This is a genomic window from Pseudomonas fluorescens, assembly GCF_902498195.1.
Classification (GTDB): Bacteria; Pseudomonadota; Gammaproteobacteria; order Pseudomonadales; family Pseudomonadaceae; genus Aquipseudomonas; species Aquipseudomonas fluorescens_BU.
In genome coordinates, this window is sequence record NZ_CABVIY010000003.1 from 579,398 (window position 1) to 594,815 (window position 15,418).

General features: G+C 63.2%; 13 protein-coding genes. 1 reads left to right on the top strand and 12 read right to left on the bottom strand.

Features of this window, described 5'->3' with window-relative positions; translation table 11 throughout:
* Window positions 1–20: 20 nt before the first annotated feature.
* The 10 genes from F8N66_RS13575 to F8N66_RS13625 form a co-directional block, all read right to left on the bottom strand.
* Window positions 21–1,091 carry an ABC transporter ATP-binding protein gene (locus F8N66_RS13575; RefSeq protein WP_150770649.1) on the bottom strand — a complete coding sequence of 357 codons (1,071 nt, stop codon included), beginning with the start codon at window positions 1,089–1,091 and terminating at the stop codon, window positions 21–23.
* Window positions 1,088–2,638 (bottom strand): ABC transporter permease, encoded by a 1,551-nt coding sequence (locus F8N66_RS13580; RefSeq protein ID WP_191622999.1) that lies wholly within the window; start codon window positions 2,636–2,638, stop codon window positions 1,088–1,090. Before F8N66_RS13580 ends, F8N66_RS13575 begins: the two co-directional genes overlap by 4 nt.
* 51 nt (window positions 2,639–2,689) lie before the next feature.
* A complete protein-coding gene (locus F8N66_RS13585; protein ID WP_150770650.1) occupies window positions 2,690–3,703 on the bottom strand; it encodes an iron ABC transporter substrate-binding protein in 1,014 nt (337 codons plus the stop codon).
* 260 nt (window positions 3,704–3,963) lie between these two features.
* A complete protein-coding gene (locus tag F8N66_RS13595) occupies window positions 3,964–4,521 on the bottom strand; it encodes a membrane integrity-associated transporter subunit PqiC (RefSeq protein WP_150770651.1) in 558 nt (185 codons plus the stop codon).
* 17 nt (window positions 4,522–4,538) lie between these two features.
* Complete coding sequence (locus F8N66_RS13600; RefSeq protein ID WP_150770652.1) at window positions 4,539–6,215, bottom strand: intermembrane transport protein PqiB; 1,677 nt, start codon at window positions 6,213–6,215, stop codon at window positions 4,539–4,541.
* A complete protein-coding gene (locus F8N66_RS13605) occupies window positions 6,196–6,852 on the bottom strand; it encodes a paraquat-inducible protein A (RefSeq protein WP_150770653.1) in 657 nt (218 codons plus the stop codon). The genes F8N66_RS13600 and F8N66_RS13605 overlap by 20 nt, the downstream gene beginning before the upstream one ends.
* A complete protein-coding gene (locus tag F8N66_RS13610; RefSeq protein WP_150770654.1) occupies window positions 6,849–7,445 on the bottom strand; it encodes a paraquat-inducible protein A in 597 nt (198 codons plus the stop codon). The genes F8N66_RS13605 and F8N66_RS13610 overlap by 4 nt, the downstream gene beginning before the upstream one ends.
* 227 nt (window positions 7,446–7,672) lie before the next feature.
* The gene (locus F8N66_RS13615; protein WP_150770655.1) at window positions 7,673–8,974 is read right to left on the bottom strand and encodes an NAD(P)/FAD-dependent oxidoreductase; all 1,302 of its coding nucleotides are present in this window, start codon (window positions 8,972–8,974) and stop codon (window positions 7,673–7,675) included.
* On the bottom strand, window positions 8,971–10,059 hold the full coding sequence (locus F8N66_RS13620) for a polyamine ABC transporter substrate-binding protein (protein ID WP_150770656.1): 1,089 nt from the start codon (window positions 10,057–10,059) through the stop codon (window positions 8,971–8,973). The genes F8N66_RS13615 and F8N66_RS13620 overlap by 4 nt, the downstream gene beginning before the upstream one ends.
* A gap of 81 nt (window positions 10,060–10,140) precedes the next feature.
* Window positions 10,141–11,499, bottom strand: coding sequence for a glutamine synthetase family protein (locus tag F8N66_RS13625; RefSeq protein ID WP_150770657.1), 1,359 nt, complete (start codon window positions 11,497–11,499; stop codon window positions 10,141–10,143).
* Between the two features lie 162 nt (window positions 11,500–11,661).
* On the opposite strand from F8N66_RS13625, the gene F8N66_RS13630 reads away from it, so the two are divergent.
* Complete coding sequence (locus F8N66_RS13630) at window positions 11,662–12,603, top strand: helix-turn-helix domain-containing protein (protein WP_150770658.1); 942 nt, start codon at window positions 11,662–11,664, stop codon at window positions 12,601–12,603.
* On the opposite strand, the gene F8N66_RS13635 is transcribed toward F8N66_RS13630, so the two are convergent.
* A complete protein-coding gene (locus F8N66_RS13635) occupies window positions 12,600–13,196 on the bottom strand; it encodes a cupin domain-containing protein (RefSeq protein WP_150770659.1) in 597 nt (198 codons plus the stop codon). The genes F8N66_RS13630 and F8N66_RS13635 overlap by 4 nt on opposite strands.
* Before the next feature lie 180 nt (window positions 13,197–13,376).
* On the bottom strand, window positions 13,377–15,332 hold the full coding sequence (locus F8N66_RS13640) for an FAD-dependent oxidoreductase (protein ID WP_150770660.1): 1,956 nt from the start codon (window positions 15,330–15,332) through the stop codon (window positions 13,377–13,379).
* Window positions 15,333–15,418: the final 86 nt, after the last annotated feature.

Consider the following 15,418-nt stretch of genomic DNA (forward strand, 5'->3'; position numbering starts at 1 on the left):
ATCGCAGCCTGCGGCAGCTCCTACGGCTCGCTCAACACGTGGGCATGGCCGATGGTCGAGACGTGAACGGCGCTGCCGGCCGGAGGCGCATACAGGCCGGAGCTGCGCACCAGCAGCGATCGCCCCGAATGCTCGCCGGAAGCCGATGACTGCAACTCCACCGTCAAGGTGCAGGTGTTGCCGCTGAAATCCCGCTCGGTCACCACCGCGCGGCAACCCACGACTTCCGCGGTATGGGGCAGGACGCTGGCCAACTGCAATTGCTCGGGCCGCAGCATGATCTGCGCCGCGCTGTTGTTACGGTGGTTATTGACCGGGATCCGCCCCAGGTCGCAATGGGCCCAGCCGGCTTCGATGCGGGCGGGCATGACCACCGCGTCGCCGAGGAACAGTGCGGTCTGGACATCGTCGGGATAGCGGTAGAGGTCCAGCGGATGGCCGGACTGCACCAGCCGGCCGTGACGCATCACCGCCAGTTGATCGGCGAATGACAGCGCTTCGCTCTGGTCGTGGGTGACCAGGATGGTGGTGACCCCGGCTTCGGCCAGCAACCGCGCCACCAGTTTGCGCATGCTGGCGCGCAAGCCGGTGTCGAGCGCCGAGAAGGGTTCGTCCAGCAACATCAAGCGTGGTTGCTGGGCCAGGGCCCGGGCCAGGGCCACCCGTTGTTGCTGGCCGCCGGACAACTCATGGGGCCAGCGCTCGGCCATGTTCGCGTCGAGGGCCACGCTGTCCATCAGTTCGGCGACACGCTCCTGCCTTTCGCTGCCCTTGGTCGCCAGGCCGAAACCGATGTTGGCCGCCACCGTCATGTGCGGGAACAACGCGCCGTCCTGGGGCACATAGCCGATCAGGCGCTGATGCGCTGGCACTTCGTGGGTGCTGTCGACCAGGGTCTGGCCGTTCAGCGACAGGCGCCCTGAATCGGGAAATTCGAAGCCGGCGATCATTCGCAGCAAGGTGGTCTTACCCGAACCGGACGGACCGACAATCACCGTGCGACTGCCGGTGGGCACCGACAGGCTGACGTTTTCCAGGGCTTTGTGGGTGCCGTAGGTTTTGGACAGCGCATGCAGTTCTAGAGCGTTCATCGGCCAGCCGTTTTTTTGGATTGGTGATAAAGGATTGCGGTTAACGGAAGCGACAGCACAATCATCAACAGGGCATAGGGCGCCGCGGCGGCGTAATCGATTTCGCTGGTCAGGGCCCAGAACCCGGTGGCCAGCGTGCGCGTGCCGTTGGGGGCGAGCAGCAGGGTGGCGGTCAGTTCATTGGTGATCGCCAGGAACACCAGCGCGGCACCCGCCGCTGCCCCGGGCGCGGCCAGGCGCAGGGTGATCAGCCATAAAGCCCGTGCCGGCGAGCGGCCCAGGCTGCGGGCCATGTTTTCCAGTTCCACCGGCGCCTGGGCGATGCCGGCACGCAGGCTGACCAGCGCGCGGGGCAGGAACATCAGCAGGTACGCCAGCAACACCGTGATAGTGGTCTGGTAGATCGGCCGGGCGAAATGGATGGTCACGGTGACCAGGGCCAGGGCGACGACGATCCCCGGCAACGAACTGGTGATGTAGTTGCAGCTTTCCAGAATCCGTTGCAGCCGGCCCGGCGAGCGAATCGACAGCCAGGCAATCGGGATCGCGGCGCAGGTGGTCAGGACCGCGCCCGCCACGCCAAACAGCAGGGTCTGTTCCAGTGCCGGCAGCAGTTCGGGCAAGTCCCAGACCTCCAGCCCCCCCGCGATCAGCCATTTGCCCAGGGTAATCAAGGGCACGCCCAGGGCCAGGGCGCAGGTGATGGCCTGCAAGGCCAGCGCAAGCACCGTTGCCGGCCGGTTAAGGCCGACCACCCGTTGTTCCCGGGCACTGCCCGAACCGACACGGGCGTAGCGCGCGCTGCCACGGGCGGCGGATTCCACGGTGAGCATCGCCAGGCAGCACAGCGCCAACACCCCGGCCAGCAGGTTGGCGGCAGGCCCGTTGAAGGTGGACTTGAACTGATCGAAGATCGCTGTGGTGAAGGTGTCGAAGCGGATCATCGCGTACAGGCCGTATTCGGCCAGCAGGTGCAGGCCGACCAGCAAGGCGCCGCCGCAGATGGCCAGGCGCAATTGCGGCAGCACTACGCGGAAAAACACCGCCCAGGGCTTGAGCCCCATGGACTCGGCGACATCCTCGATGGCCGGATCGAGCCGGCGCAGTGTCGCCGCCACCGGCAGGTACAGAAACGGGAAGTAGGCGATGACCGACACCAGGACCCCGGCGAACAACCCGTGAATCGGCGGCACCAGGCTGACCCAGGCATAACTGTGGACGAACGCCGGCACCGCCAGCGGCGCGGTCGCCAGTAACGACCAGCAGCGCCGTCCCGGCAAGTTGCTGCGTTCGGTCAGCCACGCCAGCGTCACGCCCAGGACGATGCACAACGGCACGGTGATGACCACCAGCAACACGGTGTTGACCAGCAATTCGCCGACCCGGGGCCGGAACACCAGCGGCACCAGGGCGGCCCAGCCGGTTTGCAGGTAGACGCCGATGACGAAGGCGATGGGCAACAGCGCCAGCACTGACACCAGCACCGACAGACCGACCACCCACGCGCCGCCACGGCTCGCGAACAGGCCGCGTGAGCGTCGACGCAGGTTGGCGGGTGTGGTGTCGGTGACGCCCGCCGGCAGGGTTTCAGGGATCAATTAAAGCAGTCCGGCCTGAGTCATCAGCTCCACGGCTTTTTTGCTGTCGAGTTTCGAGGCATCGACGGTCGGTGCGTCGAGCTGCTGCAAAGGCACCAGTTTAGGGTTGGATTGAGCGTTCTTGCCCACGGCGTATTCGAACGACTTGCCGTCCCTGAGAATGGCCTGGCCGTCCTTGCCGGTAATCCACTTGAGGAAGGCCTGGGCTTGTTCCTTGTGCTTGCTGGACGCCAGGACACCGCCGCCGGAGATGCTCACGAAGGCGCCCGGATCCTTGTGCTTGAAGTAGTGCAGGGCGGTGTTCTTGCTGTTTTCGCCGGTCTTGGACTGATCGACGAAGCTGTAATAGTGGTAGATCACGCCGCTGTCGATCTGCCCGGCATTGACCGCCTTGAGCACCGAGCTGTTGCCGCGATAGGCGGTGAAGTTGGTTTTCATCGCCTTGAGCCAGTCCAGGGTCGCGGCTTCGCCTTTTTGCTCCAGGATCGCGGCGACGATGGCCTGGAAGTCGGCCCCGCCCGGCGAGGCGCCCCAGCGACCTTTCCAGCTCGGCGCGGCCAGGTCCATGATCGATTTGGGCAGTTCGGCTTCCGGCAGTTTGCTCGGGTTATAGACGAACACCGTTGAACGTGCGGCGATCCCTATCCATTTACCGTGGGCTGGCCGGTAAGCGCTGTCGACCTGTTCCAGGGTGGCTTTGTCGACCGGCGCGAACAGGCCCGCGTTGTCGACCAGGACCATGGCCGGGGAGTTTTCGGTCAGGAACACATCGGCCGGCGAGGCAGCGCCTTCCTGGACGATCTGGTTGCCCATTTCGGTGTCATCGCCATTGCGCAAGGTGACCGGAATGCCGGTGTCCTGAGTGAACCCTTCGACCCAGGCCTTGGTCAGGCCCTCGTGCTGTGCGTTGTAGACCACGATGCCGACGTCATCGGCGGCATACACGTGGCCCGCGCTGAGCAGGGCGGTGGCCAGCAGGGCTTTTTTCAGGAAGGACGGGATTCGGGAAATCATGCTATGGCAGCTCCTGGTTTTTGAATTCGAGCAAGCAGATTCGACGGGGGAGGACGTCGGTTATTGTAGATCAATAGGAATCATTTGCATGTTTGCGGCGCGGCAAATGTAAGGGGTGAAATGAGAAAAAATTGTCAAAACCCCAACGATGAATGAACGGTGGGAGCGGGCTTGCTCGCGAAGGCGGTGTGTCATTCAACACAACTGTTGACTGACCTGGCCCCTTCGCGAGCAAGCCCGCTCCCACAGGGGGTTTTGCGTTACTGAGTGGCACTGGCAGACGGGCAGCCTTTTTGCGTGCCGCTCGCCGCCTGGCTGATCAGCGCGGCCAGGCGCCTGACGTTGTTCTGCTGTGCCGCCACCAGCTCGTCGATGGACGGCCCCGAAGGCGTCTGCAACGTACTGCGGCAAGGCAACAGGGTGTTATCGCCGTTGCGCAGCCGCCATTTCACATCGATCAGCCCATATTGGCCGGGAATCGAATCGAACCGCTGGACGTCCACGCGCACCGAGATCTTGCGTTGAGGATTGCTGTTGACCATTTGATCGAGCAGGGCGGCGCGCAACTCGTCCACCAGGCTGGCGCCCCACCAGTCGGTTTCGAGGATGGCCATGCCGGTATTGCCCTGGCGCACCACAATCTGCGGCCGGTCGACCTGGGGCGGGACCATCAGGCTCTCGATCTGGATCTCGGCCGTGGACCTCGAACTGCTGCCCAGTTGCGCCGGGGTCAAGGTGTGGAACTGGATCGGGTCGCTGCGGCAGGCGCTGAGCAGTGCCAGCGCAGCAATCAACGTAACCTTCAGCGGAAAAGCCATGGGTGATGCTCCTGTGGTCATTTGCTTGGCGGCCCTTTCAGATCCATGGGTGCGGCGTTGTCGGGGCGGCCGCGAATCAGCGATTCCGGATGCCGTCCCAGGTAGTCCGCGAGGTCACGCAAGGAGCGCGATGTGCGTCCCAGTTCGTCGAGGGTCTCCCCCAGCTTTTCCCGTTGCGGCGAATCGTCGGCCAGGGTCGAGTTGGCCGATTGCAGCGTCGTATTGGCCGATTGCAGGGTCTTGCTGACGTCCGTGAGGGTGTTTTGCACGCCAGGCAGGGTCTTGGCGTTGAACTGCCCCAGGCTCTTGCGCAGTTCCACCAGGTTGCTGTCCAGATTGCCGGCGATCCGCTCGATAGGCAGCTGGTTGATCTTGTTGACCATGGCTTCGAGTTTTTCCTGCAATTGTTCGAGGCTGCCGGGAACGGTCGGGATGGCGACCGGGCGCAGGTTCGGATCGAAGACGACTTTCTCCGCCTTGGGGTAGAAGTCCAGGGCGATGTACAGCTGGCCGGTCAGCAGATTGCCGGTCCGGGCCTGGGCGCGCAGGCCGTTTTCCACGAACGTGCCCATCAGGCGAACGCCCGCGGCTTCATCGTTGGGGTCATGATTCAACGCCTTGAGCATCTTGGTGTGGGCCTGCCCCAGGCGCTGCGGGTAAATCACAATGCCGACGTTGACCGGGAAACTGCGCTTTTTCGCGTCGAAGTCCAGGTTGACTCGCACCACCTTGCCGATTTCCACGCCAAGGAATTCCACCGGCGCATCGACCTTGAGACCGCGCAGGGCCTGGTCGAAACGCAAGGTCAGGAACTGCGGCTTGCCGTTGGGCGGGGCGAGGGCGGTCTGCTGGTCGTCGAACAGTTCATAGGCATAATCTTCCGCCGCCGGCTTATCGTCCGGGCTGTATTCCGGTGCGCGGAAGGCGATGCCGCCGACCAGGATGGACGACAGGGACTCGGTCTTCACCGCGAAGCCGTTGGCGCCGACGTTCACGTCAATGCCGCTGGCATTCCAGAACCGGGTGTTTTCGGTGACGTAGGCATCGTTGGGCGAATGGATGAACAGCTCGATGTTCACCCCTTTGCCGTCAGCGTCCAGGGCGTAGGCCACCACCTGGCCGACCGGAATCTTGCGGTAGTAGACCGGCGAGCCGATGTCGAGCGAGCCCAGGTCCTGGGTGTGCAGCGTAAAGCGCTTGCCCGGTTCGCCGTAGGTGATCGGTGGCGGGTTCTCCAGGCCCTTGAAGTGCTTGGCGCGGCCATTGGCCTGGCCGATGTCGGCGCCGATGTAGTCGCCGGACAGCAAGGTATCGATGCCCGACACGCCGCCGGCGCCAATCCGCGGGCGCACCACCCAGAACTGCGAGTCTTCGCGGGTAAAGCTTTCGGCCTGCTTGGCCAGTTTGACGGTGGCGTTGACGCTCTTCTGGTCATCGCTCAGTTCCACGTCGGTGACGTGGCCGATGACCACGTTACGGTATTTGACCTCGGTCTTGTTCGCCGTCAGGCCGTCACCGGTCTTGAAGGTGATGGTGATGGTCGGTCCTTCCTGCAGGATGCTGTGCACAACCAGTGAAATCCCTACCAGTACCGCGACGATCGGCACGATCCACACCAGCGACACGCTGAAACGGCGGGTCTTGACGGGCGCCTGGCCGGGGGCTTGCGGCCCGTCAGTGGCTTGTTGCTTCATCCTTGACCTCCTCGAATTGTGGACGTTCATCCGGGCTATCCCAGATCAGGCGCGGGTCGAAACTCATGGCCGAGAGCATGGTGAACACCACCACCAGGCCAAAGAACAGGATGCCCGGGCGCGGTTCGATATCGGCCAGGGCCTGGAACTTCACCAGCGAGGCCACCAGGGCGACCACGATCACGTCGAGCATCGACCAGTAACCAATGACCTCAACGAACCGGTAGAGCTTTGAGCGCTCCTTGCGCGCCCAAAGACTGTCGCGTTGCACCGTCACCAGGAGCAATGTGATGGCGACAAACTTGATGCCCGGCACCGCGATGCTGGCGATGAAAATGATCAGGGCGATGTCCCAGGCGCCGGCCTCCCAGAACTCCAGCACGCCGCTCATGATCGTGCTGTCGGCACCGTTGCCGACCATTTTGGTGTTCATCACCGGCAACAGGTTGGCCGGGATGTAGAACACCAGGGAGGTGAGCAGGTAGGCCCAGGTCCGGGTCAGCGAATTGGTCTTGCGTGGGTGCAGCGGAGCCCCGCAGCGCTCGCATTCGTGGGCCCCGTGGGAGATGTCACAGGCCAGCCCGCAGGTGTGGCACAGGCACAGGCCCAGATCGCTGGCGACGGGAGGTGTTGTCATCTGATATCCCACAGATCACGCACATCGCGACCGGCGATACGGATCATCATCAGGCTCAGCACCGCCAGGGCGAACAGACCGATGCCGGGCAGTACATCCAGCAAGCCCGCCAGCTTGATCACCGCGACCATCGCCCCCAGCAAACACACCTCCAGCATGCTCCAGGGCCTAAGGGTTTCCAGCCAGCGCATGCAGAAGATGAACCCCGGCGAGCGCTGGTTCCCGAGGGCGAAGCTCAAGACCCAGATCAGCAGCAACAACTGGAAAATCGGCGCGATGATCATGGCGATCGCCGCGACCATCGCGATAAAGGTAATCGGTCCCTGACTCAGGGCCAGCACTGAATCCCACAAGGTCGCGCTGTTTTTCAGGCCCTTGAGGCTGATGCTCATGACCGGGTAGAAATTGGCGAAGATCCACAGCACCAAGGCGGTGATGGTCAAGGCCAGCCGCTGTTGCACCGTCAACCCGTTATAACGCTGGAGCACGCCGCCGCAGCGGATGCACAGGGTTTTCTGATGCTTGGCGAGCGTGGCTTTCTCGTACACGCAGTCGCAGTGCTCGCAGATGATCAGTAGGTCACTCGTCGCCATGGGCCAGGCTCGACAGAAGGCAGGAATTGATGAGCACCCCCTCAATATAGAAGTGACTCGCAATTGAGCAAATCGAAAGGCGCAAGGAGGAGGGACCGCGTTATCGTTCTTCGCGAGCAAGCCCGCTCCCACAGTAGATCTTCAGTTGTCACCTATTTTGTGAACAACCGGGATCGAGTGTGGGAGCGGGCTTGCTCGCGAAGGCGGTGCACCAGGCAGCAAACGGCTCAGCCAAGCACCTCACGCATGCGATACCACAACATGCCCAGGGCCAGGAGTGGCGAACGCAGGGCACGGCCACCGGGGAAGGTCATGTGCGGCACGGCGCTGAACACGTCGAAGCCCTGGCTGTGTCCGGCATGGATCGCTTCGCCGAGCAACTTTGCGCACCAGTGCGTCACATTCAGGCCATGGCCGGAATAGCCCTGGGCATAGAACACGTTGGGATGCTGGCGCAAGCGCCCGACCTGGGGGAAGCGATTGGCGGTGATGCCGATCTTGCCGCCCCATTGATAGTCAATGCGCACATTCGCCAGGTGCGGGAACACCTTGAGCATCTGCGGGCGCATGTAAGCCGCAATGTCCCGTGGATCGCGCCCGGAATAGTGGCAGGCACCGCCGAACAGCAAACGCCGGTCCGCCGAGAGCCGGTAGTAATCCAGGCCGACTTTCTGGTCGCACAGCGCCAGATTCCGGGGGATCAGCTGCGCCGCCAGTTCCGCCGACAAGGGTTCGGTGGCGATGATGTAACTGCCCGCCGGCAGCACCTTGCCGCCGAGTGCCGGTTCGAGTTCTTCCAGGTGCGCGTTGCAGCCCAGCACCAGGCTGCCGGCGCGCACCGTGCCCGCGGCGCAACGCACCTGCACCGTGCTGCCATGGATCAGTTCCAGCACCGGGCTGTGCTCGAAGATTCGCACACCCAGGGACTGCGCGAGCCGGGCTTCGCCCAACACCAGGTTCAGTGGGTGCAAGTGACCCGAGCCCATGTCGATCAATCCCCCGGCATACAGGTCGGAGTTGACGACCTGCTGGCTGATCTGTCCGGGTTCGACCAAACGGGTTTCATGGGCGTAACCCGACTCGACCAGTTGCGCGTGCTCGTCCTTGAGCCCGGCAAACTGCGCCGGGGTGTTGGCCAGTTCGCAGAAGCCCCAGCGCAAATCGCAATCGATGCCGTGTTCACGAATCCGCCGGCCCACCAGTTCCACCGATTCGGTGCCGGCGCGCTCCATGTAGCGCACGCCTTCGACGCCGACATGACGGGCAAAACCGCTGACGTCATGGCCGATGCCGCGAATCAGCTGCCCGCCATTGCGCCCGCTGGCACCCCAGCCGATCCGCCGGGCCTCCAGCAGGATCACCGACAAGCCGCGCTGCGCCAGTTCGATGGCCGTGTTGACCCCGGTAAAACCGCCGCCGATCACACAGACATCCGCCACCAGGTCTTCGGCCAGCGCAGGGAAGGGCGCCATGCCATGGGCGGACGCGGCGTAGTAAGAGTGGGTATGTTCCTCGGTGTACTGGTTCATTGGTTGGACTTCACTTTGCTCCAGGAACGGGTCATCAGGCGCATGATCGACTGCGGCGGCGTGGTCGAGATATACAGCTTGTCGAGGACTGCCTGGGACGGGTACACCTCGGGGTTGTTGACCAGCTCGGCGTCCATGTACGGCTTGGCATCCGGATTCGGGTTGGCGTAGCCCACCGTCGCGCTGACCTTGGCGATCACTTGCGGGTCGAGCAGGTAGTTGATGAAGGCGTGGGCCTGTGCCGGGTTGCCGGCGTCGGCGGGAATGGCCAGCAGGTCGAACCACAGGTTGCTGCCTTCCTTGGGAATCGCATAGGCGATGTTCACGTTGTTCCTGGCCTCCTTGGCGCGGTTGGCGGCCTGGAACACATCGCCCGAATAGCCGAAGGCGACGCAGATGTCGCCGTTGGCCAGGTCCGAGACGTATTTGGAGGAGTGGAAGTAGGTGACGTAGGGGCGGATGCTCAGCAGCTTGGCCTCGGCCTTTTTGAAGTCCTCGGGGTTCTCGCTGCGCGGGTCCATGCCCATGTAGTTGAGCACCGCCGGGAACACCTCATCGGCCGAATCCATCATCGACACGCCGCACTGGCTGAGCTTCTTGATGTTTTCCGGTTCGAACAGCACGGCCCAGGAGTCGATGTGGTCGATGCCCAGCACTTGCTTGACCTTGTCGACGTTGTAGCCGATGCCGTTGGTGCCCCACAGGTACGGCACGGAGTGCTCGTTGCCCGGATCGTTTTTCTCCAGCAGCGCCAGCAGTTTCGGATCGAGGTGCTTGAAATTCGGCAGCTCTGCGCGGTCCAGTTTCAAAAATGCGCCGGCCTTCACTTGACGGGCCAGGAAGTGGTTGGACGGCACCACCACGTCATAGCCGGTGCGCCCGGCGAGCAGTTTGCCTTCCAGGGTTTCGTTGGAATCGAAGACGTCGTAGATCACCTTGACGCCGGTGTTGGCCTGGAAGTCAGGGAGGGTGGTCTCGCCGATGTAGTCGGTCCAGTTATAGACGCTGACCTGTGGCTGGGCCTGGGCCACGGCGCTGCACAAAACAGTCAGCGCGAGCGGGACCATGGATTTCAATAGACGCATTCGACACCTCTAGGATTTATTGGAGTTTTCAGGCGGTGGCGTTCCCCCCTGTGGGAGCGGGTTCATGCAGGAGTGGGTTTGTCAGACGCTGAGCAACAGGAACTCGCGCTCCCACGAGCTGATCACGCGCTTGAAGTTTTCGTGCTCGGCGCGTTTGACCGCGACGTAGCCGCGCACGAATTTGCTACCCAGGTAGCGGCTGACGGTGTCGCATTCTTCCATCTGGGTCAGGGCGTCCTCGATGGTGATCGGCAGGCGCAGGTTACGCCGTTCATAGGCGCGGCCCTGGACCGCGGCGCTCGGCGCGATGCCTTCGACCATGCCGATGTAGCCGCACAACAGACTGGCGGCGATGGCCAGGTACGGGTTGGCGTCGGCGCCCGGCAAGCGGTTTTCCACGCGCATCGCGTCGGGGCTGGAGGTCGGCACGCGCAGGCCGACGGTGCGGTTTTCCTCGCCCCATTCGACGTTGACCGGTGCCGAGGTGTCCGGCAGGAAGCGGCGGAACGAATTGACGTTGGGCGCGAACATCGGCAGCACTTTGGGGATGTAGCGCTGCAAGCCACCGATGTGGTGCAGGAACAGCTCGCTCATCTGCCCGTTGTCGTCGGCGAAAATCGGCTTGCCCGTGGCGATATCCACCACACTCTGGTGAATGTGCATGGCGCTGCCGGGCTCGTCGCCGATCGGCTTGGCCATGAAGGTCGCGGTGACGTTGTGCTTGAGTGCGGCCTCACGCAGGGTGCGCTTGAACACGGTGATCTGGTCGGCCAGGTCCAGGGCGTCGCCGTGACGGAAGTTGATTTCCATCTGCGCCGGGCCGTCTTCGTGGATCAGCGTATCGAGGTCCAGGCCTTGCAGTTCGCACCAGTCATAGACGTCTTCGAACAGCGGGTCGAATTCGTTGGCGGCGTCGATGGAGAAGGACTGACGGCCACTTTCCGCGCGGCCCGAGCGACCCAACGGTGCTTTCAAGGGCAAGTCCGGGTCTTCGCAGCGCTGGGTCAGGTAGAACTCCATTTCCGGCGCGACGATCGGCCGCCAGCCCTTGTCGGTGTACAGCTGCAGGACTTTTTTCAGCACGTTGCGCGGCGACAGCTCGATCGGGTTGCCGAACTTGTCGAAGGTGTCGTGGATCACGATGGCGGTCGGCTCGATGGCCCATGGCACCACGTACACCGCGTCGGACACTGGCTTGCAGACCATGTCGATGTCGGCCGGGTCCAGCAGGTCGTAGTAGATGTCGTCGTCGACAAAGTCCCCGGTTACCGTTTGCAACAGCACACTTTCCGGCAGGCGCATGCCTCGCTCATGCAGGAACTTGTTGGTGGGTGCGATTTTGCCGCGCGCAATGCCGGTCAGGTCGCTGACGACGCACTCGACTTCGGTAATCTTGTGATCTTTCAGCCACGTGAACAGCTGATCGAAAGGGACATTCATAAAGACCTCGTTATTGGTTTTATTAACGCCAGGAGCGGCCGGTTTCATCCGCCGGGCACTTCCCCTGTAGCGCGTTGACGACTATCTTGGGCGAGCCTCGCGGTTCCATCTATCCACTTTAAGCAGCACAAAGCGCACCAAAAGAGTGCGCGAGATCGCCCCATGACAGCTTTTAAAACAGTGTGCAATTCACTACAGGTTCAAGCCTTCAACACCGCCGATGTCGCCGAGCAAATCCGCGCCACGCCGGGTTGGGTCCAGCATTACCAACAGATGTCGCCGGGGCATTTCGCCGGGCTGGTGCGCTATCTGGACTTGCAGGGCGTGGAGATCTACGAGGAACACATGAACACTCGGGTCGAACAGAATTTCAGCGCGCCGCAGGGCTCGCTGGCGTTCTGTTTCGACCGCAGCGACAACGCGCTGTACGTGTTGAATGGCGAAAGCCGCAACATCTGGATCACCCCGGAGAACTACCAGGAAATCGCCGTGGTGTTCGGCCCGGAGTTTGTCCAGCGCCATGCCCTGGAGGTCGCCCGGCTCGAAGGGCTGTTCATGGCGCCGCTCAATTCACAGCAGAACGCCTTGTTCAGCCGCTGGCTCAGCGGCACGCTGACCCGGCTGTCGCAGACCCTCGATCCACCGAGTCGCGAAGCGCTGACCGAGCAATTGCTGGACGACTGCCTGTTCATCCTCGACAACGCCTGCGTGTGTCTGGATCAGGGCGCGTTACAGCGCCGGGCGGGGGAGCGGGCGATCATGAAACGGGTCGCGGAATGGGCGGCGGACACGCCGGAAGAACACCTCAACCTGCTGGAGTTATCCCAGGTCGCGGGGGTTTCGCTGCGCCAGTTGCAGCATGCGTTCAAGACCTACACCGGCATGGCGCCGACCCAATGGCTGCGCCTGCGCCGGCTCAACAGCGCCCGCCGCGAACTGCTCAGCCGCACGCCGTCGCAAACCACCGTGGCCGAAGTGGCGATGCACTGGTCGTTCTGGCATTTGGGGCGCTTTTCCAGCAGCTACCGCGCGCTGTTCAAGGAGTTGCCGAGCGACACCCTCAAGCGCGCGAGTGTCACCTCGCCCGGTCGCGGGCGACGTTAGAACGTTGGCGGGGTAATCACCCAGATCACCACCGCGTCCACCTCGCCAGGGTTGCCGTATCGGTGCGGTTCCTGGCTGGAGAAGCTGAAGCTGTCGCCTTCGTTGAGCTGGAAATGACGCTCGCCGACCCACAACTCGAAACTGCCGGACAGCAGGTAGCCGGCTTCTTCGCCTTCGTGGCTGTAGCTTTGCTGGCTGTAGGTGCCGGGGGGGAAGCGCGAGTGGAGCATTTCCAGCTGGCGGTTGGGCGTGGGGGTCAGCAAATGGTCGACGATGCCATCCTCGTAATGCACGCTCAGGCGGCTGTTCTTGCGTACCACCACGCCGTCGTCCTCGGGGTTGGTGTTGGTTTCGCTGGCGAAGAACCACTGGATCGTCACCCCTAGACTGCGGGCAATGTTGAACAGCGCCGGGATCGAGGGGTAGGCGAGGTTGCGTTCCAGCTGACTGATGTAGCCGGCGGTGAGTTCGCTCAAGCCGGCCAGTTCGGCCAGGGTCATGCCCCGGCGTTTGCGCAGGCCGCGAATGCGCGTGCCGAGGAAATGCGGTTCGGCGCTGCCAGTGGCGGGCTGTGGGATGCTGTTGGTGCTCATGGTGAATTCCGAACCGGGAGGAATGACGCAAATCCCTTGTAGGAGCGAGCCCTGCTCGCGATGGTCGCCAACGATAACGCTGGACGCCTGACACCCAGCGGTGTTCTCGGGTTCATCGCGAGCAGGGCTCGCTCCTACAGGGGAGGTGTTAGCCGTTAAGGCCCCGGAGTATAAACAGGCTTAAAGCTCCCACGCGACTTTCAACCCTTCATAAATCGCTTCTTCAGCGGTGCGCGGCGCCAGGCAGTCGCCGATGCGGCGGTATTCCACAAGACCTTGCAACTCGGCGCCCAGGGTGTCCACCGGTTGATGGCCCTGGCACAGCACCAGCGTGTCGATGTTTTCCAGCAACATCGGTTCGCCACTGGCGGTGTGTTGCAGGTACACCGTGTTGTCGTCGCAGCCATACAACCGTGCATACGGCGTGATCGGTATCGCCAGTTTGTGCAGTTCGCCGGCCAGTTGATCGCGTACGTACAGCGGCAGGTTTTCCCCGCAATGGGTGCCGTTGACCGCCAGTTGCACCTGATGCCCGGCGCGGGTCAGGCGTTCGGCGATGCCGGGGCCGATCCAGTCGCAGCGCCAGTCCACCACCACGACCGAACGGCCGATCTGCACCTCCTCGCGCAGCACTTGCCAGGCATCGACCACCTGCAATTCGCCGCCGCGCTCGAAGGGCGGCCAGTAGGGTTCGGCACCGGTGGCGACGATCACCATGTCCGGTTTTTCCTGCTCCACCAGGGCGCGGTCGACCCGGGTGTTGCGCACCACGCGCACCCCGGCCAACTCCATTTCCCGTTGCAGGTTGGTGCTGGCGCCACCGAACTCGCTGCGCCGTGGCAACAGCTGCGCGAGCAACACCTGGCCACCCAGTTGCGAGCTGGCTTCGTACAGCGTCACCTCATGCCCGCGTTGTGCGGCAACCGCAGCTGCTTTCATGCCGGCCGGACCACCACCGGCGATCATGATGCGCTTGCGGGCGTTCGCCGCTTGCCGCTGGCCGAAGATCAACTCGCGACCGGTTTCCGGGTGCTGGATGCAGGAAATCGGCAGCCCTTTGTGAAAGTGCCCGATGCACGCCTGATTGCAGGCGATGCACGCGCGCACATCTTCGACGTGGCCGGTGTCGGTCTTGTTGGGCATTTGCGGGTCACAGATCAAAGCCCGGGTCATGCCGCAGACGTCGGCCTGGCCACGGGCGATCATCAGCTCCGCTTCCTGGGGCTGGTTGATGCGCCCGGTGACGAACAACGGAATGTCCAGACTGGCCTTGAACGTCCCGCCTTCCTTGGCCAGGTACGCGGCTTCAATCGCCATCGGCGGCACGATGTGCACCGCGCCGCCCAGTGACGCGGAAGTACCGGCGACGATGTGCACGTAATCCAGTTGGGCTTGCAGCGACTGCACGGCGGCCAGGGATTCGCCCTCGGTCAGGCCTTCGGGGTCACGCTCGTCGGCGGAAATGCGCAGGCCGATGATGAAGTCTTCGTCGGTGCTGACGCGTATCGCGGCGATCACTTCACGCAGGAAACGCAGGCGCTGTTCCAGTTCACCGTTGTAGCCATCGGTGCGGCGGTTGACACGCGGGTTGATGAATTGCGCCGGCAGGTACCCGTGGCTGGCGACCACCTCGACACCATCGATCCCGGCCTGATGCAGGCGCCGGGCTGCCGCGGCGTAACCCTGCACAATCTCGTCGATCATCGCTTGGTCCAGGGCCCGTGGCATCACCCGGAATCGCTCGTTGGGCACCGCCGAGGCAGAGTAGGCCACCGCCAGCAGCCCATCGCTGGACTCCATGATTTCCCGCCCCGGATGGAACACCTGGGACAGCACCAGGGTGCCGTGGGCGTGGCAGGTCTGCGCCAGTTGGCGGTAGCCGTCGATGCAGGCGTCGTCGGTGGCCATCAGCACGTGTGACGTGTAACGCGCGCTGTCATGCACGCCGGCCACTTGCAGCACGATCAGCCCGGCACCGCCTTCGGCACGCGCCCGGTGATAGGCAATCAACTGCTCGTTGACCAGGTTGTCGGTGGGCATCGAGGTGTCGTGCCCGCTGGACATGATGCGGTTTTTCAGGCGCTTGCCACGAATCTGCAAGGGTTCGAACAGGTGCGCAAAGGCGGGTGTCGACATGGTGCGGTTACTCCAGCGGGCCGACCTGCAGGAGCGAGCCTGCTCGGGATGGACGTCAACGAAAACGCGCGGTATCTGGATCAACG